The following is a 22,675-nucleotide window of genomic DNA, read 5'->3' as shown; positions in this document are numbered from 1 at the left end:
ATGGGCTTGTCGTAGATCGGCATCAGCTGCTTGCTGACTGAAAGCGTCAGCGGATGCAGCCGTGTCCCCGAACCTCCAGCCAAGATGATGCCTTTGCGCTTCATGCGTTCCGCTCCCGAGGATGACAGCCGCGCATGATAGCTGCGCGGATGTCACCATGCCTGCAAGCAGCTGCCCGACGCACGCGCCGGAGCCTGTATCACTGCGCGTAGTAGCTGCGATACCAGTCGATGAAACGCGCGATGCCGGTTTCGAGTGAAGTCTGCGGCTTGAAACCGACGTCGCGCATCAGATCATCCACATCCGCGTAGGTCGCCGGAACATCTCCCGGCTGGATCGGCAGTAGGTTTTTCTCGGCCTTGCGCCCGAGGCAATCCTCGACGATCTCGATCATGCGCATCAGCTCGACCGGATTGTTATTGCCGATGTTGTACAACCGGTACGGTGCGTAGCTGGTACCGGCATCCGGTGCATCGCCGGACCATTGCGGATTTGGGGTAGCGATGCGGTCAGTGACCCGCACGACACCCTCGACGATGTCATCGATGTAGGTGAAATCACGCTGCATCTTGCCATGGTTGAAGACATCGATCGGCCGACCTTCGAGGATCGCCTTGGTGAACAGGAACAGCGCCATGTCCGGCCGCCCCCACGGCCCATAGACCGTGAAGAAACGCAGCCCGGTGGTCGGCAACCCATAGAGATGGCTGTAGGTATGCGCCATCAGCTCGTTGGCCTTCTTGCTGGCAGCGTACAGGCTCACCGGATGATCGACGTTGTGATGCACCGAGAACGGCATTGCCGTATTGGCCCCATACACCGAGCTGCTTGAGGCGTAGACCAGGTGCTCGACACCGTGATGGCGGCAGCCTTCAAGGATATTGACGAAGCCGACCAGATTACTGTCGACATACGCATGCGGATTCTTCAGCGAATAGCGCACACCGGCCTGCGCTGCGAGATTGACGACGCGCTGGAAACCTTCAGCGGCGAACAGTTGCGCCATGCCTTCCCGGTCGGCGAGATCCAGGCGCACGAAACGGAAATTCGGGTGCGCCGACAACTGCGCAAGACGCGTCTCTTTCAGGCCGACATCGTAGTAATCGTTGAGATTGTCGAGGCCGATGACCTCGTCGCCACGTGCCAGCAGACGCTGACTGAGATGAAAGCCGATGAATCCGGCGGCGCCAGTCACAAGAATCTTCATGAAGATGCATTCCTTGAGGAGAAATCAGACCGCCGCAAGCCACGCGGCGAGATCGGCGACGATACGTTCGGCTGCGTGCCCATCCCAGTTCTGCGGCTGGCGTCCGCCTTTGCCCCCCGTAGCCAGCACATCGGCCACCGCCTGCCGGATGGCAGCGGTATCGGTACCGACCAGAGTATTCGTGCCCTGGGTGATGGTGATCGGCCGTTCGGTGTTCTCGCGCAGCGTCAGGCAGGGCACGCCAAGCGCCGTGGTTTCTTCCTGCAAGCCGCCGGAGTCGGTCAATATCAGCTTCGCCTCACGCATCAGACCGATCATCTCGAAGTAGCCGACGGGCGGCAACGCCAGCAGCCGCGGGCTGTCGAGAAAACCGCCCAGCCCGGCTTCGCGGATCTTGTTCTGCGTACGTGGATGCACGGGGAACACCAGCGGTAAACGCTCACTGATCTCGCCGAGCACCGCCAGCAAACGGGAAAGCACCTGCGGATCATCGACGTTCGACGGCCGATGCAAGGTCAGCACCGCGTAGCCATCAGGCGCCATGGTGAACACTTGCGGATCGGCCGCCGCCATCAGCGTCTGCTGCGCCGGCACCGCGCGTGCCTCACTGGCGCGCAGGGTGTCAATCATCACGTTGCCTGCGAAGCACACCCGCTCTGCAGCGATGCCCTCGGCGTGCAGATTGTCGAGCGCCTCGGCTTCCGTCGTGTACAGCCGGTCCGACAGCTGATCGGTGAGGATGCGGTTGATCTCCTCCGGCATGGTGCGATCGCGTGAGCGCAAACCGGCTTCGACATGAACCACACGCACCCCGCGCTTGGCGGCCACCAGCGCACAGGCAATCGTGGAATTGACATCGCCGACGACCAGCACCGCCTGCGGCTGCTCGGCTTCGAGCACCGGCTCGAAGCGCTTCATGATCTCGGCCGTTTGCACCGCATGCGAGGCTGAACCGACTTCGAGCGAGATATCCGGATTCGGAATGCCGAGCTGTTCGAAGAAGCGATCGTTCATCGCAACATCGTAGTGCTGACCGGTATGAACGAGTTTGACGGTTAAATGCGGCGCATTGGCACGAAAAGCCGCCATGATCGGCGCAATTTTCATGAAATTTGGTCGAGCACCAACGATGCACAGGATATCGGCTGGCATAGCAATTTCCGCAACAAAGCTGAAAACGTCACCGCCCGCATGAGGGCGGGCGGCAGGTAGATAGCCTCGTGAAACGATGCATCAAAGTCGCCCGTCGACCGCTTCGCGTGGCAGCACATATTTGATGTCGAACAGCACTGCGTTCGGCTTGCCGAGTGCGCGGATGCGTTCGACGCCCATCGCCTGGAACTGCTGATGTGCGACGGCAAGAATGATGGCGTCATACTGCCCTTCGATCAGCTCGCTGACCGGATGGATGCCATATTCATGCTCAGCCTCGGCAGCCGATACCCAGGGGTCATAGACGTCGACATGGGCGTTGTAGGTCTTGAGCTCGTGGACGATGTCCACCACCCGGGTGTTGCGCAGATCCGGGCAGTTCTCCTTGAACGTCAGCCCCATCACCAGCACCCGCGAACCGACGACATGCATGCGCTGGCGGGTCATCAGCTTGATCACCTGCTCGGCCACGTAAACACCCATGCCGTCGTTGATGCGCCGTCCGGCCAGGATGACTTCCGGGTGATAGCCGATTTCCTGAGCCTTGTGCGTCAGATAGTACGGGTCGACGCCGATGCAGTGCCCCCCGACCAGTCCCGGCCGAAACGGCAGGAAGTTCCACTTGGTGCCGGCCGCCAGCAGGACTTCCTCGGTATCGATGCCCAGCCGGTTGAAAATCAGCGCCAGCTCGTTGATCAGCGAAATATTGACGTCGCGCTGGGTGTTCTCGATGACTTTCGCCGCCTCGGCCACCTTGATGCTGCTCGCCTTGTGCGTCCCCGCGGTAATGATGCTGCCGTACAGGTGATCGACGAACTCAGCCACCTCCGGCGTCGAACCCGAAGTGACTTTCTTGATGGTGGTCACACGATGCTCTTTATCACCCGGATTGATACGCTCCGGGCTGTAGCCGGCGAAAAAGTCGAGGTTAAACTTCAGGCCGGACACTTTTTCGAGAATCGGCACACAGACCTCTTCGGTCGCACCGGGGTAGACCGTCGATTCATAGATCACCACGTCCCCGCGCTTGAGCACCTGGCCGATGCTGGCGCTCGCTTTTTCCAGCGGCGACAGATCCGGACGTTTGGCGCTGTCGATCGGCGTCGGCACGGTGACGATGTAGACATTGCAGCTACGAATGTCTTCGAGCGTGCTCGTGAAACTGAGCTGGCTCGCCTCGGCGAGCAGCTCGGGCTCGACCTCCAGGGTGCTGTCACGCCCTTCGCGTAATTCAGCGACGCGGTCTGCCTTGACGTCAAAACCTGTTGTCAGATAGTGCTTGCCAAACTCGACGGCCAGCGGCAAGCCGACATAACCCAGCCCGATCAGCCCGATGCGGACGTTGTTCAGTTCCATTGTGAAGACTCCGGAGAAATGCGATTGGCGACAGAACGGCGTCGGTTACGGCTGAGCGGTTACTCCACCGTCACCGACTTGGCGAGATTGCGCGGCTGGTCGACATCGGTGCCCTTGAGCACCGCAACATGGTAGGCCAGCAACTGCAGCGGCACCGTAAACACCACCGGCGCGATCGAATCACTGACCGGACCGACACGCAGCAGATGCACGCCACTGCCTTCGAAGTGCACATCAAGGCCCGCATCGGCGAACAGGAACAGCTCTCCACCACGCGCGCGCACTTCCTGCAGGTTCGATACGACCTTTTCCTGCAGGGCGTTGTCCGGCAGCACGCAGAGCACCGGCATGGTCGGGTCCACCAGCGCCAGCGGCCCATGCTTGAGCTCACCTGCAGCGTAGGCCTCGGCATGGATATAGCTGATTTCCTTGAGCTTCAAGGCACCTTCCATGGCTACGGCGTACTGGGTGCCGCGGCCCAGGAACAAGGCATGGTGCTTGTCGGCAAAGGCCTCGGCGAGCCGCTCGATGTCCTTGTTGAGCGCCAGCGCCGCTTCGACTTGTGCGGGTAATGCCGTCAGCTCACTGACCAGCAGCTGCTCGCGTTCCAGCGTCAGCGCGTGGCGGCGGCCCAGCGCGATCGACAACAGGCGCAGCGCCACCAGCTGGGTCGTGAAAGCCTTGGTCGAAGCCACGCCAATCTCACGACCGGCACGGGTCATCAGAACCAGGCCCGATTCGCGTACCAGCGAGCTTTCCGGCACGTTGCAGATCGCCAAGCTGCCGAGACAGCCACGTGCCTTGGCCCCGCGCAGCGCGGCCAGCGTATCGGCCGTTTCACCTGACTGGGAAATGCTGACGAACAACGTTCCGGGGGCGATCACCGGGTCACGATAACGGTACTCGCTGGCGACCTCGACACTGGCCGGCACCCCGAGCTCTTCCAGCCAGTAACGTGCAACGAGACCGGCGTGATAGCTGGTACCGCAGGCAACGATATGCACCTGCCGCACCTGGTCGAGCAGCGCCGAGGCGCCCACGCCGAAACAGCTTTCGAGCAGACGGCCGTCATGGATGCGGCCTTCCAGCGTGTCGGCAATCACGGTCGGTTGCTCGAAGATTTCCTTGAGCATGTAGTGACGGTACGGACCTTTGTCGGCCACACCCGCACTTTGCGCGGATACGGCCTGCGGCCGCTGCACGGCACGCCCGCTGTGATCAAAGATCGTGAAACCGCTGCGGCTGATGTCAGCGATATCGCCTTCTTCGAGGAACACGAAACTTTGCGTCACCGGCAGCAGCGCGAACACGTCCGAGGCGATGAAGTGCTCGCCGATACCGATACCGATCACCAGCGGACTGCCCTGGCGAGCCGCGACCAGCCGCCCGGGCTCGCGCCGGCAGATCACCCCCAGGCTGAAAGCACCGATCAGGCGCGCGACAGCGCTCTGCACCGCCGCCAGCAAATCGCCCTCACGCTCCAGCTGATGCGCGATCAGGTGCGCAACGACCTCGGTGTCGGTTTCCGATTCGAACACATAGCCGAGCTCGGTCAGCTCGGCGCGTAATTCCTTGTAGTTCTCGATGATGCCGTTATGCACCAGCGCGACTTCGTTGCCGCTGACGTGCGGATGGGCGTTACGCACGCTCGGCGCACCGTGCGTGGCCCAGCGCGTGTGGGCAATGCCAAGTCGTCCGGCGATCGGCTGCTCGGCCAGCTGCTCGGCCAGCGCCTGCACCTTGCCGACGGCACGCACGCGCTGCAGATGCCGTGCATCATCGAGCGTTGCCACCCCGGCGGAGTCATAGCCGCGGTACTCCAGACGCCGCAGACCTTCCAGCAGAATCGGCACGACATTACGTTCGGCGATGGCCCCTACGATTCCACACATGGTTGTGTTCCCTGGATTCCGCACCAATGCTTCAGGCGACGCAGCGTAGCGATGCCTGTCATGTGGCGGCAAGCTGCAGCCCGCCGAGCGCCACATATGTTGACAGCCCGCATGGCGGGCTGTCAGTGGGACACAGGAGAGTTTGCCTGATCGCTCAAACAGTGGAGGCAAGACGACGAGTGTGGCGGGCGATGATGCCCTCCTCGTCCGTCGGCACGACGAGCGCCGGAATACGGCTGTCTGCCGTCGTGATCACCGTAGCGCCTGCTTCGTTCGCAGCCGGATCAAGCGCGATGCCGTACCACGCCGCCAGCTCGCACACGCGCGCGCGCACCGGAGCCGCATGCTCACCGATACCGCCGGTGAACACCAGCGCGTCGAGCCCGCCGAGCGCCGCCGCCATCGAGCCGAGCTCGCGGACGATGCGGTAGCAGAAATACTCGACGGTGATCTGCGCGGCCGGCTCGCTGCTGGAGAGCAGTGTGCGCATGTCGTTGGAAATCCCCGACAGACCGAGCAACCCTGACTGCTTGTAGAGCAGGTCGGTGAGCTGCTTCAGCCCCATGCCGTGCTGACCGATCATGTACAGCAGCACGCCCGGATCGATGTTACCGGTGCGGGTGCCCATCGGCAGGCCGTCGACAGCGGTGAAGCCCATCGTGCTCGCCACGCTCTTGCCCTGATCGATCGCGCACATCGAGGCACCATTGCCAAGGTGCGCAATGACGATCTTGCCGTGACCGCGCTCGCCGATCAGATCCGGCAGGCGGCTGGCGACGAACTCGTAGGACATGCCATGAAAACCGTAACGCTGCACGCCTTCGTCACGGTATTTCTGCGGAATGGCGAACAAGCGCGCGACTTCCGGCTGGCTGCGGTGAAACGCGGTATCGAAGCAGGCCACCTGCGGCATGTTCGGATCGATCGCATAGACCGCCTTGATGCCGGCGACGTTGTGCGGCTGGTGCAGCGGCGCCAGCGGAATCAGGTTGTCGAGGTGATCGACGATGGCGTGATCGAGCAGCACCGGTGCGCTGTAGAGCGTACCGCCATGCACCACGCGGTGTCCGACCGCGCGCAGCTTCGGCAGCTCGGGGTGCTCGTCCAGCCAGGCGAGCAGGTCGGTCAGCGCACGCGCATGATCGTAGAGCGGCTCGGCAGCAGGATGCAGCTCACCCAGCTTCTGCCCGTCGCGAGCCTTGGCGACGAAATGCGGCTTGGCACCGCCGATGTCCTCGATCAGACCGTGGGCGACCTCGTTGAGTGTGTCGCCCTGTTCACCATAGATCGCAAATTTAATGCTCGATGAACCGGCATTCAGCACCAGGATTCCAGAGCTCATCGTGCCGACCCCCGCTTGTCGTGGGCCATCAGCACAGCGACTGCGCACGAGGCCATACGTGCCAGCGTGCCATCGGCACGCGAGGTCAGCACGATCGGGCAACGCGCACCGAGCACCACACCCGCCGCCGCCGCATGCGCCAGATACTCCAGCTGCTTGGCGATCATGTTGCCGGCTTCGAGATCGGGGACCAGCAGAATGTCGGCCTCACCGGAAACCGGCGAGCTGATGCCCTTGGTCTTGGCGGCGATTTTGCTGATGGCGTTATCGAAGGCCAGCGGACCATCGAGGATCGCACCCTTGATCTGCCCGCGGTCGGCCATCTTGCACAGGGCGGCCGCTTCCATCGTCGAGGAAATCTTCGGCGTGACGGTTTCCACCGCCGAGAGGATGGCGACCTTCGGCGTCTCCACACCCAGCGCCTGCACCAGTTCGATGGCGTTCTGGCAGATGTCGGCCTTGGTGATCAGATCCGGATAAATATTGATCGCCGCGTCGGTGATCAGCAGCGGCTTCGGATAGGTCGGCACGTCCATGATGAAGGCGTGGCTGATACGCCGGGCAGTGCGCAAGCCGGTGTCTTTGGTGACCACCGCGCCCATGAATTCGTCGGTATGCAGGCTGCCCTTCATCAGGATCTCGGCGCGCCCTTCGCGGATCAGCGCCACGCCCTTCTCGGCGGCGGCATGCGAATGCGGCACATCGACGATTTCGTAGTTGGCGATGTCCAGGCCGAACTCTTCCGCCGTCGCCCGGATCTTCGCGGCCGGCCCGACCAGCAGCGGCACGATCAGATGGGCTTCAGCCGCGCGCACGGCACCTTCGAGCGATACCTGATCGACCGGATGCACGACCGCCGTCGGCACCGGTTCGAGCTTGCCCGCAGTCTCGACCAGCTTCTTGTGACGCGCACCGTGCTCACTGAAGTGCACTTCAGGCAGCTCGATCAGCTGGCGCATCACCTTGACCGGCGGCGCATAGACCACCGCCTGACCATCGACGCAGACGCGATCATTCTGGTCGACGCACTGGCAATCGAGCGTGATGGTGCGCGCTTCGGGGTTCTTGGCGACGACAGTGACGGTGACGGTGACGACGTCACCGACGTGCACCACCCCGTGGAAATTCAACGTCTGCGACTTGTAAACGGTGCCCGGTCCCGGCAGTCCGGTACCGAGCACGCCGGAAATCAGGCTCGCTCCCCACATGCTATGGCCGACGACGCGCGAGAACTTGGCGCCGCGGGCGAATTCCTCATCGACATGCGTCGGATTGAGGTCACCCGACAACAGCGCGAACAGTTCAATGTCCTGATGGTTCAGCGTACGACTGACACTTGAGGTCTGGCCGATGCTGATTTCATCGAAGGTATGGTTTTCGATCATGTTCTGAGTTTCGTCGTTCATGACTGACGTACCGGGTGGATGCAGGGCAGGGAGCGGGCGAGAAGGCGCCCACCGCCGGCGGCGGCGGGCGCTACGCGGTCAACCTCAGCCGCGCACGTGATAACCGGCGTCGACGAAGCCGATATTGCCGGTGATGTTGTTGCCCGTCTCGCCGATGTAGAACGCCGCCAGACGGCCGACGTCTTCCGGCGTCGCCAGCCGGCCGAGCGGCGCACGGCTGCTCGCAACCGTCAGCAACTCGTCGAAATCCTTGATGCCGGAAGCCGCGCGGGTGAGGATCGGGCCGGGCGAGATGCAGTTGACACGGATGTTGTTCGGGCCAAGCTCAGCGGCGAGGTAACGCACGCAGGACTCCAGCGCCGCCTTGACCGGCCCCATCAGGTCATAGTGATCGATGACCTTCTCGGCACCGTAGTAGGACATCGCCAGCATCGTGCCGCCGTTGGGCATCATCGGCTCGGCCAGCTTGGCCATGCGGATGAAGGAATGGCAGGAGATATCCATGGCAACGCCAAAACCTTCGGCCGTGGAATCCACCAGACGACCATGCAGATCAGCCAGCGGCGAGAACGCGATGCTGTGCACGACATAGTCGATCGTGCCCCAGGCAGCCTTGAGCTTGTCGAAAACGGACTCAAGCTCGCCCGGCTTGCTGACGTCGCAGGGCATGATCAGCGGACAACCGAGCCCCTCGGCCAGCGGACGCACGAACCTCTCGGCCTTCTCATTGAGGTAGGTCGCCGCGACCTCACCACCGTACTCGCGGATGGTCTTGGCGATGCCGTAAGCAATGGAATGCTCGTTGGCGATGCCGACTACAAGGCCACGCTTGCCGTGCAGGCTGAAGGAATTGCTCATGTGATAAGTCTCCTGAAAAAGGGCCGTGCTTGGGGGGTACGTACACAACGGCCGGACGGAACATCACGCCGCGCCGGTCAGGCGCCTTGCGATAGTGCACTGCAACATGACAGGGCGAGTATAACCACCTCCCGTCCTCACACCAGACGGCAGACGAACCCTGTCGGGTTTAAATCCGGCGATACCGGAAATTCGGGAGATGCGGCTTTACAGACGCAATACGTAGCGTCCGGGCGCGGCACACAGCGGCACAAGGCCGGCTGCTGCATTGCCCATTGCCGGCGGTGACCACGCCTGCGCACTGCTGTGCTGCACCAGCCACTGCTGCCAGGCGGGCCACCACGAACCCTCCTGTCGCGGCGTGCGTTCAGCCCACGCGTCCGGATCGAGATAAGGCGTGCCTTCGAGGTGGGTCTCCATCTGGTAGGAGGCCCGCGGCTTGCCCGGAGGGTTGACGATGCCGGCATTGTGACCGCCGGCGGTCAACAGGAAGGTCACCGGCACATCGGCCTGCAAACGGAATTTGTAAACCGAACGCCACGGCGCGATGTGGTCCTTGGTCGCGCCGACAATGAACACCGGCGCCCGGATGTCACTGATCGCGACCGGCCGGCCATCAACCAGATAGTGCCCATTGGCCAGCTCGTTATTGAGGAACAGCTTGCGCAGATACTCCTTGTGCATCTTGTAGGGCATGCGCGTGGAGTCCGCGTTCCAGGCCATCAGATCGAACATCGGCGAGCGCTCGCCGAGCATGTACTCGTGCACCAGGCGCGACCACAGCAGATCATTCGAACGCAGCATCTGGAAGGCACCGGACATCTGGCTGGCGTCCAGATAGCCACGATCCCACATCATGTCCTCAAGGAAAGTCAGCTGGCTGTCGTCGATGAACAGCAGCAGCTCGCCCGCTTCGGTGAAATCGGTCTGCGCCGCGAACAACGTCATCGATGCCAGCCGATCATCGTTGTCGCGTCCGAGCTGCGCCGCGGTAATCGTCGCCAGCGTGCCGCCCAGGCAATAACCGACCAGATGCACCCGATGCTGCGGACAGATCTTGCCCACGGCCTCCAGCGCATCGAGCACGCCGAGGCGCAGGTAATCCTCCATGCCGAGGGCATGATCCTCGCTGTCCGGATTGCGCCAGGAGATCATGAACACGGTGTGGCCGCGCTCGACCAGGTAGCGAACCATCGAATTGTCCGGCGACAGGTCGAGGATGTAGTACTTCATGATCCACGCCGGCACGAACAGCACCGGCTCGGCCAGCACATCAGTCGTGGTCGGTGAATACTGGATCAGTTCGATCAGGCGATTGCGGTAGATCACCTGCCCCGGCGTCGCCGCGACCTGCTCACCAACACGGAAATTCTCGACACCCGCGGGCGGCTTGCCGGCCGTCTGCCGCTCCTGATCCTCCAGCCAGTTCTGCCAGCCGCGAATCAGATTGGTGCCGCCCTGCTCCAGCGTGCTCTTGAGCAGGGCTGGATTGGTCAGCAGGAAATTCGACGGCGACAGCATGTCGAGCAGCTGCCGGGCGCAGAACCAGACCACGTCTTTGTGGTGCTGCGAAGGACCGCGTACGCCGTGGATCGCCCACCACCACCATTGCTGGGCCAGCAGGAAGGACTGCGCGTAGACATTGAACGGCGGACTGTTCCACTCAGCCGCACGGAAGCGGTTGTCACCCGGCAGCGGCTCCACCGCCGGCTCGCTCGCCGGATCGGCAATCGACTGGCGGACATAGACAGCGAGCTGTGCCAGCTTGTGCGAGGTCTTTTCCAACAGGCCAGCCTGCAGACCGGGCGCCATCGCCAGGTGCATCGCCCAGTCCATCCATGCCAGTGACAGGGACACCGGCGACAGCCCGCCTGTGAATCGAGTGATGGCCACATGGGCCATGCGGTCCACCGGATTCTTGAAATCCTTGCGTCCCAGTTCGCTCATGACGAGCCTCGCCTGCTCCGTTCAGTATCTGTTGTTGCGTTGCGCCTCATGTTGCATCGCCGCACGTTGCGCAACGATGACGCGCGTCAGGTTTCCTGACAGCGCTGCCATCACCGGGTTCAAGAAAAAGCCCCGCGTAAACGGGGCTTTCCAATGACTTTTACAGACTGACGTTACAGAACGATGGCAGCGACTCAGCTCTTGGCGGCTTCGGCCGCAGCCTTCTTGCTGCTCGGTGCCACTGCGGGCGCTGCGGCCGAGCCGCCCAGTGTGCAGGCGACGCCCTGCAGATAGTGGCGGAACTGCTCACCCAGCTCCGGGTGCTTGAGACCGTACTCGACGGTCGCCGTCAGGTAGCCGATCTTGCTGCCGCAGTCGTAGCGCCGACCTTCAAACTCATAGGCCAGCACCTGCTCCTCAAGCAGCAGCGCCGCGATCGCATCGGTCAGCTGAATCTCGTTGCCGGCACCACGCGGCGTTTTTTCCAGCAGCTCGAAGATACGCGGCGTCAGAATGTAACGGCCGACGACGGCGAGGTTCGACGGAGCATCGGCCGGAGCCGGCTTCTCGACGATGCCGTCGACATTCGACAGCCCCTTGGCGAACGGCAGCGGGGTGACGATGCCGTACTTCTGGGTTTCTTCGTGCGGCACGCGCTCGACGCCAAGGATCGAGCACTGATATTTGTCGAAATGCGCCGCCATCTGCGCCAGCGCACCGCCGTGCGGCGCGTCGATCATGTCGTCGGCGAGCAGCACCGCGCAGGGCTCCTGACCGACGATCGGCTTGGCACACAGCACGGCATGGCCGAGACCGAGCGCATCAGCCTGGCGCACATACACACAGCTGACGTTGGTCGGCACGATGCTCTGCACGACTTTCAAAAGATCTTTCTTGCCGCGGCTTTCGAGCTCGGTCTCAAGCTCATAGGCCTTGTCGAAATGATCGGCGATGGCGTTTTTGGTACGACCGATGACGAACACCAGCGTGTCGATGCCAGCCGCCACCGCCTCTTCGACGGCGTACTGGATCAGCGGCTTGTCAACGATCGGCAACATTTCCTTCGGACTGGCCTTCGTGGCCGGCAGAAAGCGGGTGCCAAGACCGGCCACCGGGAATACGGCCTTGCGAATCTTGCGCTTCACGTTCGATGTCCCTCGATTGGATCAGAAAGAATTTGAAAAGCGGGCGCCATTCTGGGCTGGTGCCCCCCCGGCGGCAAGCTGTCCCGTTCAGGCGGACTGCCAGCGCTGCAGTCCCTCATGCAGATCGGCGATCAGGTCGGCTGGATCCTCCAGCCCGACATGAATACGCAACAGCGGCCACTCATTGCCGGGCTTGCACACACTGCGCGGCGGGTGCGCAACGATCAGCAGACTCTCGTAACCGCCCCAAGAGTAGCCCATGCCAAACAGCCGCAGACCATCGAACAGCGCAGCCAGCTGCTCACGCCGGCAGGATTCGAGTTCGAAGGCAAACAGACCGCAGGCGCCGCTGAAATCACGCCGCCAGAGTGCATGCTGCGGGTGATCAGTGCACGCCGGATGGATCACCCGGCGCACCATCGGCTGCCCGCCCAGCCACTCGGCGACGCGCCGCCCGCTGGCATCGTGCGCCTTCAGCCGTGTGCCCAGGGTGCGCAGTCCGCGCAGCGCCAGAAACACATCGTCGGGTGCCGTCGCGTTGCCCTGCAGCCGAGCCTGCGCCTGTACTGCCGGCAAGGTCTCGGCCGTACAGATCAGCGCGCCGAGCATCAGGTCGGAATGGCCACCGACATATTTGGTCAGCGCCTGCACTGAAATATCAGCACCGAGTGCCAGCGGCTTGTGGAAATAACCAGCGCCCCAGGTGTTGTCGATCACCACCCTGACGCCGCGCGCGTGCGCCGCCGCGGCAATCGCCGGCAGGTCCTGGATCTCGAAGGTCAGCGAACCGGGCGATTCCACGAACACCAGCCGGGTATTCGGCCGCATCAGTTCGGCGATGCCGGCGCCGAGCTCCGGCGCGAAATAGGTGGTCTCGACGCCACAGCGGCGCAGTGCCTGGTCGCAGAAGGCGCGTGTCGGCCCGTAGACGCTGTCGGTCACCAGAATGTGATCGCCGGCGGCCACCAGTGCCTGGATCGCCAGCGTGCACGCCGCCAGCCCCGAGGGCACCAGCACCGCGCCGGCCCCGCCTTCGAGTTCACTCAGCGCCTCCTGCAGCGCGAAGTGGGTCGAAGTACCGTGACGCCCGTAGGTAATCGGCACCGGCGCCTTGCCTTCGAAGGCGTCGAAGCTCGGGAACAGGATCGTCGAGGCATGGCAGACCGGCGGATTGACCAGACCGAGGGGCTCGGTGCCGTGGCGGCCGATGTGTGCAAGGCGGGTGTCGTCGTGCATGAAAGCAAACTCGTGAAGACCAGCGTCGCAGCAGCCTAGCGCAGCCTTTCCGCACGGCCAAAAAACCAGCCCCCGGACCACAACGGGCCGAGGGCTTGTGCTGTGCCAGAACGCCGATCAGCGCTTGCGCAGGCTCAGGTCGGGCTCGACGACGATGGTGTCGCCCGCGGCGAACTCGCCGGCGAGAATGCGCTTGGCCAGCGGATTCTCCAGCTGCTGCTGCACCGCGCGCTTGAGCGGCCGCGCGCCGTAAACCGGGTCGAAGCCCGCTTCACCGAGCTGGTCGAGCGCAGCATCGCTGACGTCGAGGCCGATGTCGCGGCTGGCCAGGCGGCGGCGCAGCAAATCGACCTGCAGTGCCGCGATGCGGCGGATGTGCTCCTTGCCGAGCGGATGGAACACCACCGCCTCGTCGACGCGGTTGAGGAACTCCGGCCGGAAGTGCCCGGCAAGGATCGCCATCACCGCCGCCTTCATCGCCGGGTAGTTGTCCTCGCCTGCCATCTCCTGGATCGTCTCCGAACCGAGGTTCGAGGTCATCACGATGACGGTGTTGCGGAAATCCACCGTGCGCCCCTGACCATCGGTCAGACGGCCGTCATCGAGCACCTGCAGCAACACGTTGAACACATCCGGATGCGCTTTCTCGACCTCGTCGAGCAGCACCACGCTGTAGGGCTTGCGGCGCACTGCCTCGGTCAGGTAACCGCCCTCCTCATAACCGACGTAACCCGGAGGCGCACCGATCAGGCGGGCAACCGAGTGCTTCTCCATGAACTCGCTCATGTCGATGCGCACCAGCGCTTCTTCCGTGTCGAACAGGAAGCTTGCCAGCGCCTTGCACAGCTCGGTCTTGCCGACGCCGGTCGGGCCGAGGAACAGGAAGCTGCCGTTGGGCCGGTTCGGGTCGGACAGTCCGGCGCGCGAGCGGCGGATCGCATCGCTGACGGCACGCACGGCTTCGGCCTGGCCGATCACCCGCTTGCCCAGCGCTTCCTCCATGCGCAGCAGCTTGTCGCGCTCGCCTTCGAGCATCTTGGCGACCGGAATACCGGTCCACTTGCTGACGACCTCGGCGATTTCCTCATCGGTGACACGGTTACGCAGCAGCGTGAAGTCGGCATGCACGCTGCCGCTCTCCGCCGCCTGCACGCGCTTCTCCAGCTCCGGAATCTGGCCGTACTGGATCTCGGCCATCTTCTGCAGATTGCCGCTGCGGCGGGCGGCATCGAGATCAAGCCGCGCTTTCTCCAGCTGCGCCTTGGCATCGGCGGCGCCGCCGAGCGTGGCTTTCTCGGCCTTCCAGACTTCTTCCAGATCGGCGTACTCGCGGGTCAGCCGGTCGATTTCCTCATTGAGTGCGGCGATACGCTTTTTCGAGGCCTCGTCGGATTCCTTCTTCATCGCCTCGCGCTCAATCTTGAGCTGGATCAGCCGGCGGTCGAGCTTGTCCATCGCCTCGGGCTTGGAGTCCATTTCCAGGCGGATGCGCGAGGCCGCTTCGTCGATCAGGTCGATGGCCTTGTCCGGCAGCTGACGGTCGGTAATGTAGCGGTGGCTGAGCGTGGCCGCGGCGACGATCGCCGGATCGGTGATCGAGACCTTGTGGTGCACCTCGTAGCGTTCCTTGAGGCCGCGCAGGATGGCGATGGTGTCCTCGACCGAGGGCTCGTCGACCAGCACTTTCTGGAAGCGGCGCTCCAGCGCGGCGTCTTTTTCGATGTACTGGCGGTACTCGTCGAGCGTGGTCGCGCCGATGCAGTGCAGCTCGCCGCGCGCCAGCGCCGGCTTGAGCATGTTGCCGGCATCCATCGCGCCCTCGGCCTTGCCGGCGCCGACCATGGTGTGCAGCTCGTCGATGAACAGGATGATCTGCCCTTCCTGTTTGGCGAGGTCGTTGAGCACAGCCTTCAGCCGCTCCTCGAACTCACCGCGGAACTTGGCACCGGCGATCAGCGCCGCCATGTCCAGCGACAGCACGCGCTTGTCCTTGAGGCTCTCCGGCACCTCGCCGTTGACGATGCGCAGTGCCAGCCCCTCGACGATCGCGGTCTTGCCGACGCCGGGCTCGCCGATCAGCACCGGGTTGTTCTTGGTGCGCCGGGCCAGCACCTGAGTAACGCGGCGGATCTCATCGTCACGGCCGATCACCGGATCGAGCTTGCCGTCCTCGGCCCGCGCGGTCAGATCAATGGTGTATTTCTCCAGCGCCTTACGCGCCTCCTCGGCGTTCGGGTCGTCGACGTTGCTGCCGCCGCGCAGGGTGTCGATCGCCTGCTCCAGTGCCTTGCGCGTGGCACCGTGGCGGCGCATCAGCTCACCGAGCTCGCCCTTGTCCTCGACGGCCGCCAAGGCGAACAGCTCGGAGGCGATGTACTGGTCCTTGCGCCGCTGCGCCAGTTTGTCGGTGAGATTGAGCAGCGTGACGAACTCGCGCGAAGGCTCGACGTTGCCGCCGGTGCCCTCGACACTGGCGAGCCGGTCGAGCGCCTCGCCGATCTGCGAGCGCAATACATTGACGTTGACGCCGGCCTGCGCCAACAGCGGCTTGACGGTGCCGCCCTGCTGATCGAGCAGCACCGCCATCAGGTGCAGAGGCTCGATGAATTGGTGGTCGCGACCGAGCGCAAGACTCTGCGCCTCGGCAATCGCTTCCTGGAATTTGGTGGTGAGTTTGTCCATGCGCATCGGTGCTGCCCCCCGCAACGGGTATGTATTTCGGTCTTGGCTGGGAGATGGGGTGCCGCAGCGCAGAATCAAGCACCGCCCGGCCAATACCGCATGACGGTCGCCGGCATGGTATGAAAGCGTTGCCGACGGGCTGCGGAGCCAACCCGCCGGCAAGTCAGGCGTTTGACCTGCAATACCTCGACCCGGCGACGGGTCCCCGGCAGAATCCAGCCGACGCCTGCACGGACGCAGCAAAGGAAAGAGGCACACGGATGTACAGGAAAATCCTCAGGCACACCGCTTTATTGGCCGCAGTCGTCTGCGGCTGGCCGCAGGGCGCACACGCGAACATGCGCAGCACGACGCTGCCGGTACGGCTCGACACGTACACGCTGGCGCCAGAACTCGCCGCGATACCGGCAGCGCGTACGGTACTCGGCGTGCCCGCTGACGCCGAACACGGCCTCGCCCAGGCATTCAAACCACCGCGCACCCCGGAGCAGGCGGCCGATCTGGCCAAACGCCGCGGCGCACTGCTGCGCCAGCAGACCCCGGGTGCGGCTCTCGCGCTGTACCGCAACGCGCTGTACCACACTCCGGACGACGTCGAAGCCTGTTTCTGGGTGGCCAGGCTGGCGCAGCAGAACGGTGAGCTGCCGCTCGCCCGGCAGGCCTATCAGCACCTGCTTGAGCTGGCACTGAGCGGCAGCCAGCTGCAGCTGCACGCCGTGTCCGCGCTCGGTCAGGTGAGCGCCGCACAAGGCGACTGGAGCACCGCGGCCCGCACCTTCGATCTGGCGCTGATCCTGGCCCGCGACACCGCTTCCAGCAGCAGTGACGATGTCATGGTGCAGCAGACCCAGATCAGTACGTGGCTGGCACGCGCCCAGTTGTCGAGCCAGCGCGGCGCCTGGGCAGCGGCGCGTGCCGACAGCGAAGACGCCGTCGCCCTGGCGCGCCGCCTCGCCACTGCGACACCGCCATCGGCCTGGCGGCAATACCCGCTGTGGCTCGGCCTCGTCCGCCTGGGTGATCTGGCGCTGCAGAGCCGGCATTACGAGGCGGCGGCCCGCCACTTCACCGAAGCCCTGGCCATCGCCCGCCGCTTCCAGAGCGAACGCCCCGACGATGCGGACTGGAGCTCGGCGCTGTGGACCAGCCTCAACAAGCTTGGCGACGTCGATTACGCACGCTGGCAGTTCGCCAGCGCCGAACAGCGCTATCGCGAAAGCCTGCCGCTGATGCAGCGCTGCGCCGAGCGCCATCCACAGCGGCGCGACTGCATCCACAATCTGACGCTCGGCTTCGAACACATCGCCAGGATCGCATTGCAACGGCAGGATTTCGCCGCCGCCCAGCGCGCCTGTGACGCAACCCTCACCCTGCGGCGTCAGCAGTACGCGCTTTACCCCGAAGACCCGGAGACCCGTAACGATCTCGCACTGGCACTGAACCTCAATGCCGACCTCGCCCGCCGCCGCGGCCAGCGCGGCACAGCCATCGAGGCCCTTGATCAGAGCCTGGGACTCATGCGGCCGCTGCTGCGGCGACCCACCGTTCACGCCAGCTGGCGGCTGAGCATCGCCACCACGCTGAGCATCCGCGGCGACCTGGCCAGTGATGACGGCGATATCACCGGCGCCCGACAGTCCTTCAGGGAATGCCTGTCGATCGCCCAGGCACTGGTGCAGCAACTGCCCGACGCCGCCGACGGCCAGCTCAAACTCGCCGACTGCCAATACCGGCTGGGCCGGCTGGAACGCAAGGCGGGTCATTTCGAAGCAGCCCGCCTCGCCCTGCAGGCGGCGCATACGCTGTTTGGGGCGCGGGCGACGCAATATCCCGATGACGCCGAGGAGCTGCGCCGGCTTGCACTGAGCCATACCGAGCTCGGCATGCTCGCCAGCGCCACCGGCGACGCCGCCGCGGCCACGCAGGACTTCACGGCAGCCCTGCCGCTCGAACGCCGCCTGGTTGCGCTCGACCCGAACCAGCGGCAGTGGCGTTATGAACTGGCGTTCAGCTTAGGGCACCTCGCCGATCTGGCGCGCGCGCGCAGTGCGCTCGGCACCGCACAGGACTACGACGATGAAGCCCGCGCCCTGCTCAGCGGCCTGGTCATCCAGCCCAGCGACCCGATCTGGTGGGCGCAGAATCTGTCAGCTGCAGTCGGCAACTTCGCGCTGCATGCCGTCAACAGCGACGTGCCCGCAGCCGATGACGCCGAACGTCGTGCGGTAGACGCCGCCCTGCTGCGCACGCTGGCCGCACGCTTCCCGCAGGACGACGCGCTGCAGCATTCGATTTCGATTTCCCAGACGCAGCTGGGACTGCTCGCCGCCGCACGCGGCGATCTGTCGCTGGCGACGAGTGTCTATGAGGATGCACGCCAGCGCCTGCGGCTCCTGACCGAGCGTCAGCCGGATGCCACCGCCTGGCAGCGCGACCAGATCAATCTGTTGCTGGCACTCGCCAGACTGCACGTGCAGCGCGACCAGCTCGACGCTGCACGCGCGCTCTACAGCGAGCGGCAGGCACGGCTGCGTGAACTCATCGCCCGCCTGCCCAATGATCCAGGCTGGCCGCTCGATCTCAGTATCAATCTCTTCGATCAGGGCCGGCTGGCCAGCCGCAGCGGCGACCTCACCGCCGCACAGCAGGCCTACGAGCAGAGCTGCTCACTGATGCGTTCGCGCTACCAGCAAGAGCCGGCCGCGCCCAACGCGCGCGCCAACCTCGCGCTCTGCCTCGAAACGCTGGGCGCGACGCTGACTGAGCGCACACCGGCCGCCGCCCGCGACGCATTTCGCGAAAGTCGCGCATTGCGCGCTGCGCAGGTGCGCGACACCCCGCAGGACGCCAGCCTGCAGCAGGCCCTGCTGAGCGATGACAGCGAACTCTGCAGCCTCGAAGCCGATCAGGGGGATTTTGCCGCGGCCCGTCAGGCCTGTGCCGCCACGATCGCCGGCAGCCTCACACTGCCAACGCAGCACCCCGCCCGGCGCGAATTTCTGGTCAGCGCCTACCTGCGCCTCAGCGATACGGCGCTGGCCGAGGCAGACCCGGCGGCGGCCGGCACGGCGCTGGAGCGTGCCTGGTCGATGCTGCGCGACCCCGACTTGCCATTGCTGCACGACCCGGACGCCGCCCTGGTGCCCGCATTGGCTTACGCCTTCGAGCGTTTGCGCGACGCCATGGCGACGCAAGGGGATTTCGTGGCGGCCGAACGCGCCGGACAAAGCCATCTGCAGCTGATCGAGTACCTGTCCGAACACGATACGAATCCCGCACGCAACTGGCGCGGCGCACGGCTGCAGGCACAACTGCGGCTCGGCGACATCCAGCGTCAGCTCCACAGCCCCGAAGCCGCACTGGCGTATTACACCGGAGCCACCAGCCTCGGCGAGCGCTGGCTCAAGGCGCACCCGGATGATCACGGCGTGCGTTATGCGCTTGGGCTCAGCCTGCTCGCCACCAGCGACATCGCGCAGAGTACCGGGGATCTCGATGCAGCCTGGCGCGCCAGCGAAGCCAGCCTCACGCTCTGGCGACAGCTGATGCAGGCACTGCCCGACACGCCGCTGTGGGCGAGCTATGTCTCCAGCACGCTGGATCTGCAGGCGAACATCGCGGCACAACGCGGTGACAAGGACGCAGCGCGCCAAGCACGCGCCGCCGATCGTGAGCTGTATCGCACGCTGGTCGCCCGCCAGCCCGCAGCACTTGATATGCAGGTGCGACTGATCAACGCGCTGTTCCGCTACGCGGAAGCCGCCACCGCCCAGCTGCATTTCGACGATGCAGAACAACATCTGAACGAAGGACTTGTCCGTGCGCGCCGCCTCGCGCAGGAACATCCGGACACCCCCGGCCTGCAGCATGCCCTGTTCGTCGGCTATGCCGACTTCGGCCTGCTGTCGGCTCACCGCAGCCGTTTCAGCGATGCCCGCACCTACTGGACGCAAGCCCGTGACATCAATGCACGGCTGCTCACCCAGCGCACCGATCCGCGTTGGCTGCAGGATCGTGAACGCATCAGCGAATCACTGGCCTGGCTGGATCGGGTCCTGACGGAAAACCGCTGACATGCGCGACGGTCAGCCACTCACTGCCAGCGCACCGGCCGCCTGCAGGGCGGCGCGGTCGAAGCTCCGTGCCCGCGCGAAGCCGCCGACGAAACGCGCACGCAGCGGGCGCAGGCGAAACAGCTGAAAATCACCGAAGCCGAACAACGGCTCGGCCTGCGGCAGCCGGGCAAGATAAATCGCCCGGGCGGCAGAATAGGCGTCGCTGTCGCGGACAAGCGCTTCGACTGCGCCGAACAACGTCACCCGCGCCAGCGTCTGCGGATCAGCGCGGCCATCGTCGGGCTCGCCGATGGCAAGACTGGCGCGCGGGTCGGCGAGCAGTTGCCTGGTGTGCGCGGCGAGCTGCGACAGATGCAGCAGCACGCCCTCGAATGCCCCTTCGACGGCATAGGCGACATGCGAGACCTCAGGGCCGTCGGCACCGAGCGTGGCCAGTGCGGCCCAGCGCTGCGCCCGGATCAGCGAAGCAAGTTGCTGGGCGATTTCGGGTTCCATGAGCACGACTCCCGTCAGTAGCGAACAGCGGTGACGACACGGGCAAACGGCCGACTCAAACCTCGGCGAGCCAGATCAGGGTGGCCTGGCGGCCGGTGAGCGGTGAGCGGCGGTATGAATAAAAGGTGTCGGTCTCGCGGTAGGTGCAGCGCCCGCCACCGAACACCTGTGTCACCCCGACCCGCGCCAGGCGCCGACGCGCCAGCGCATAGAGATCGGCATGCAGGCGATCACCGCTGGCAGCCACGAAGCATGCCCCGGCGCCGGCATCGGCGGCGACGAAGGCTGCGCGCACTTCGGGGCCGACCTCGAACGCCGCCGGCCCGATCGCCGGCCCGAGCCAGGCGAGCACCGCTGCCGGATCAACCGCCATGCGCGCCAGCGTCGCCTCCAGCACGCCGCCGACCAGGCCGCGCCAGCCGGCATGGGCCGCTGCAACGACACGGCCGTCGCGGTCGCAAAACAGCACTGGCAGGCAGTCGGCGGTCATCACCACACAGGCGACGCCGGGCGTGCGCGTCACCGCTGCATCGGCTTCGGCCGGGGGGTCGACCGTCTCGGCCGCCGCCACTCCGCAACCGTGCACCTGCTGCAGCCACGCCGGTTCGCGCGTAAGCCCAAGGCGAGCGACCAGCCGCCGCCGGTTTTCCAGCACGGCGAGCGGATCATCACCGACATGCTGACCGAGGTTGAAACTGGCGTAAGGCGCCTTGCTGACGCCGCCGGAGCGTGTGGTCGCCGCCGCACGCACGCCTGCCGGAGCCGGCCAGTCCGGCACGATCAGCCCGTCGGCCGCGGTGGTGCTCATTCCGCGTAGATCCATTCGACGCCATCCTCATCGATCCAGCTCGTCGGCTGCCCTCCGGGCAGGCCATCGGCGCCGCCGTCGGCCCGCAGCACTTCGAGCAGCGCCTGAAAATCCGCCGGCGCCGGCGCCGTCCAGCTCATGCGTTTGCCGCTGCCGGGATGTGTCAGCGTCAGCTTGCGCGCGTGCAGGGCCTGGCGCTTGAACGCCTTGAGTGCGGCACTCAATTCCGCGGTGCAACCAGGGGGCAGCCGCAGACGGCCGCCGTAGACCGGATCGCCAACCAGCGGATGGTGCATGAACGCCATGTGCACGCGGATCTGGTGCGTGCGCCCGGTTTCGAGCTTGAGCGCCAGGTGTGTGTGACCGCGAAAGCGTTCCAGCACGCGAAAATGAGTGACCGCCGGCTTGCCGCCGGGTGTCGCCGCCATGCGCTTGCGGTCGGTGCCGTGACGGCCGATCGGGACATCGACCAGTCCGCCCGACACCAGCACACCGCAGGCGATCGCCTGGTACTCGCGCCCCATCGTGCGCGCCTGCAGCTGCTCGACCAGCGCGGTGTGAGCCCGCAGGCTCTTGGCGACCACCAGTAGGCCCGAAGTGTCTTTGTCGAGTCGATGGACGATACCGGCGCGTGGCAGCTGCGCGGTTACCGGCGCGTGATGCAGCAGCGCGTTGACCAGCGTGCCATCCGGATTGCCGGCTGCCGGATGGACGACCAGCCCGGCAGGCTTGTCGATGATCAGGATGTCGTCGTCTTCGAACCGCACGACGAGCGGAATGTCCTGCGGCTGGTCGGCAACGGCGACCTCGGGCTCGATCTCGCCGCTGACGCGCTCGCCGCCGAAGATCGGTTCGCGCGGTTTGACGATGCGACCGTCGAGGCGCAGCACGCCGCTCTTGATCCACTGCTGGATGCGGGCGCGGGAATGGTCCGGCAGCAGCTCGGCCAGCGCCTGGTCGAGACGCTGGCCGCTGAGCTCGGCCGGGATGATGTGATCGATACGTTCAGGGGCTGGCATGTTCATGCTTCGGCGGTGCGGGATATACTCACGCGCTCCTCTCCCCTCGCCAGA

16 protein-coding genes are annotated in these 22,675 nt (G+C 64.9%); 1 reads left to right on the top strand and 15 read right to left on the bottom strand.

Features of this window, described 5'->3' with window-relative positions; translation table 11 throughout:
* The 12 genes from C7443_RS11015 to clpB all read right to left on the bottom strand — a co-directional run.
* A partial coding sequence (locus C7443_RS11015; protein WP_246004623.1) for a sugar phosphate nucleotidyltransferase occupies positions 1 to 104 on the bottom strand: 104 nt, incomplete at its 3' end.
* Between the two features lie 95 nt (positions 105 to 199).
* Positions 200 to 1,207 (bottom strand): NAD-dependent epimerase, encoded by a 1,008-nt coding sequence (locus C7443_RS11010; protein WP_110018648.1) that lies wholly within the window; start codon positions 1,205 to 1,207, stop codon positions 200 to 202.
* A gap of 24 nt (positions 1,208 to 1,231) precedes the next feature.
* Positions 1,232 to 2,359 carry a non-hydrolyzing UDP-N-acetylglucosamine 2-epimerase gene (gene wecB / locus C7443_RS11005; RefSeq protein WP_110018647.1) on the bottom strand — a complete coding sequence of 376 codons (1,128 nt, stop codon included), beginning with the start codon at positions 2,357 to 2,359 and terminating at the stop codon, positions 1,232 to 1,234.
* Positions 2,360 to 2,440: 81 nt separating this feature from the next.
* Positions 2,441 to 3,715: a Vi polysaccharide biosynthesis UDP-N-acetylglucosamine C-6 dehydrogenase TviB gene (gene tviB / locus C7443_RS11000; protein WP_110018646.1), complete on the bottom strand. Its 1,275-nt coding sequence runs from the start codon at positions 3,713 to 3,715 to the stop codon at positions 2,441 to 2,443.
* Between the two features lie 59 nt (positions 3,716 to 3,774).
* Positions 3,775 to 5,607, bottom strand: coding sequence for a glutamine--fructose-6-phosphate transaminase (isomerizing) (gene glmS / locus C7443_RS10995; protein ID WP_110018645.1), 1,833 nt, complete (start codon positions 5,605 to 5,607; stop codon positions 3,775 to 3,777).
* 154 nt (positions 5,608 to 5,761) lie between these two features.
* On the bottom strand, positions 5,762 to 6,949 hold the full coding sequence (locus C7443_RS10990; RefSeq protein ID WP_110018644.1) for an acetate/propionate family kinase: 1,188 nt from the start codon (positions 6,947 to 6,949) through the stop codon (positions 5,762 to 5,764).
* A complete protein-coding gene (locus C7443_RS10985; RefSeq protein ID WP_110018643.1) occupies positions 6,946 to 8,355 on the bottom strand; it encodes a bifunctional enoyl-CoA hydratase/phosphate acetyltransferase in 1,410 nt (469 codons plus the stop codon). The genes C7443_RS10990 and C7443_RS10985 overlap by 4 nt, the downstream gene beginning before the upstream one ends.
* Positions 8,356 to 8,439: 84 nt before the next feature.
* Positions 8,440 to 9,213 carry an enoyl-ACP reductase FabI gene (gene fabI, locus C7443_RS10980; protein WP_110018642.1) on the bottom strand — a complete coding sequence of 258 codons (774 nt, stop codon included), beginning with the start codon at positions 9,211 to 9,213 and terminating at the stop codon, positions 8,440 to 8,442.
* Positions 9,214 to 9,420: 207 nt separating this feature from the next.
* Complete coding sequence (locus tag C7443_RS10975; RefSeq protein WP_110018641.1) at positions 9,421 to 11,160, bottom strand: PHA/PHB synthase family protein; 1,740 nt, start codon at positions 11,158 to 11,160, stop codon at positions 9,421 to 9,423.
* Between the two features lie 194 nt (positions 11,161 to 11,354).
* On the bottom strand, positions 11,355 to 12,305 hold the full coding sequence (gene galU / locus C7443_RS10970) for a UTP--glucose-1-phosphate uridylyltransferase GalU (protein ID WP_110018640.1): 951 nt from the start codon (positions 12,303 to 12,305) through the stop codon (positions 11,355 to 11,357).
* A gap of 87 nt (positions 12,306 to 12,392) precedes the next feature.
* Positions 12,393 to 13,541 (bottom strand): cystathionine beta-lyase, encoded by a 1,149-nt coding sequence (metC, locus tag C7443_RS10965; RefSeq protein ID WP_110018639.1) that lies wholly within the window; start codon positions 13,539 to 13,541, stop codon positions 12,393 to 12,395.
* 117 nt (positions 13,542 to 13,658) lie between these two features.
* Entirely contained in the window at positions 13,659 to 16,229 is a 2,571-nt protein-coding gene (gene clpB / locus C7443_RS10960; protein ID WP_110018638.1) for an ATP-dependent chaperone ClpB, read from the bottom strand.
* A 254-nt stretch (positions 16,230 to 16,483) separates the two neighbouring features.
* Here clpB and C7443_RS10955 point away from each other — a divergent pair, with 254 nt between their 5' ends.
* Positions 16,484 to 20,296, top strand: coding sequence for a tetratricopeptide repeat protein (locus C7443_RS10955; protein WP_146213287.1), 3,813 nt, complete (start codon positions 16,484 to 16,486; stop codon positions 20,294 to 20,296).
* A 12-nt stretch (positions 20,297 to 20,308) separates the two neighbouring features.
* On the opposite strand, the gene C7443_RS10950 is transcribed toward C7443_RS10955, so the two are convergent.
* From C7443_RS10950 to rluD, 3 genes are read right to left on the bottom strand one after another with little or no spacing between them, the layout of a single operon-like run.
* The gene (locus C7443_RS10950; RefSeq protein WP_110018636.1) at positions 20,309 to 20,794 is read right to left on the bottom strand and encodes a HugZ family pyridoxamine 5'-phosphate oxidase; all 486 of its coding nucleotides are present in this window, start codon (positions 20,792 to 20,794) and stop codon (positions 20,309 to 20,311) included.
* Between the two features lie 55 nt (positions 20,795 to 20,849).
* Positions 20,850 to 21,602, bottom strand: a complete 753-nt coding sequence (pgeF, locus tag C7443_RS10945) for a peptidoglycan editing factor PgeF (RefSeq protein WP_110018635.1) — start codon at positions 21,600 to 21,602, stop codon at positions 20,850 to 20,852.
* Positions 21,599 to 22,621, bottom strand: a complete 1,023-nt coding sequence (gene rluD, locus C7443_RS10940; protein ID WP_110018672.1) for a 23S rRNA pseudouridine(1911/1915/1917) synthase RluD — start codon at positions 22,619 to 22,621, stop codon at positions 21,599 to 21,601. The genes pgeF and rluD overlap by 4 nt, the downstream gene beginning before the upstream one ends.
* Positions 22,622 to 22,675 lie beyond the last annotated feature (54 nt).

Source organism: Plasticicumulans acidivorans, assembly GCF_003182095.1.
GTDB lineage: Bacteria > Pseudomonadota > Gammaproteobacteria > Competibacterales > Competibacteraceae > Plasticicumulans > Plasticicumulans acidivorans.
The sequence above is the reverse complement of the archived record's forward strand: the minus strand, read 5'-3'. Positions and strand labels throughout refer to the sequence as shown.

Bases quoted from the DNA above. Each gene is read 5' to 3' on its own strand.
- C7443_RS11010 (WP_110018648.1), bottom strand. From the start codon at position 1,207: ATGAAGATTCTTGTGACTGGCGCCGCCGGATTCATCGGCTTTCATCTC.
- wecB (WP_110018647.1), bottom strand. From the start codon at position 2,359: ATGCCAGCCGATATCCTGTGCATCGTTGGTGCTCGACCAAATTTCATG.
- tviB (WP_110018646.1), bottom strand. From the start codon at position 3,715: ATGGAACTGAACAACGTCCGCATCGGGCTGATCGGGCTGGGTTATGTC.
- glmS (WP_110018645.1), bottom strand. From the start codon at position 5,607: ATGTGTGGAATCGTAGGGGCCATCGCCGAACGTAATGTCGTGCCGATT.
- C7443_RS10990 (WP_110018644.1), bottom strand. From the start codon at position 6,949: ATGAGCTCTGGAATCCTGGTGCTGAATGCCGGTTCATCGAGCATTAAA.
- C7443_RS10985 (WP_110018643.1), bottom strand. From the start codon at position 8,355: ATGAACGACGAAACTCAGAACATGATCGAAAACCATACCTTCGATGAA.
- fabI (WP_110018642.1), bottom strand. From the start codon at position 9,213: ATGAGCAATTCCTTCAGCCTGCACGGCAAGCGTGGCCTTGTAGTCGGC.
- C7443_RS10975 (WP_110018641.1), bottom strand. From the start codon at position 11,160: ATGAGCGAACTGGGACGCAAGGATTTCAAGAATCCGGTGGACCGCATG.
- metC (WP_110018639.1), bottom strand. From the start codon at position 13,541: ATGCACGACGACACCCGCCTTGCACACATCGGCCGCCACGGCACCGAG.
- clpB (WP_110018638.1), bottom strand. From the start codon at position 16,229: ATGCGCATGGACAAACTCACCACCAAATTCCAGGAAGCGATTGCCGAG.
- C7443_RS10955 (WP_146213287.1), top strand. From the start codon at position 16,484: ATGTACAGGAAAATCCTCAGGCACACCGCTTTATTGGCCGCAGTCGTC.
- C7443_RS10950 (WP_110018636.1), bottom strand. From the start codon at position 20,794: ATGGAACCCGAAATCGCCCAGCAACTTGCTTCGCTGATCCGGGCGCAG.
- pgeF (WP_110018635.1), bottom strand. From the start codon at position 21,602: ATGAGCACCACCGCGGCCGACGGGCTGATCGTGCCGGACTGGCCGGCT.
- rluD (WP_110018672.1), bottom strand. From the start codon at position 22,621: ATGCCAGCCCCTGAACGTATCGATCACATCATCCCGGCCGAGCTCAGC.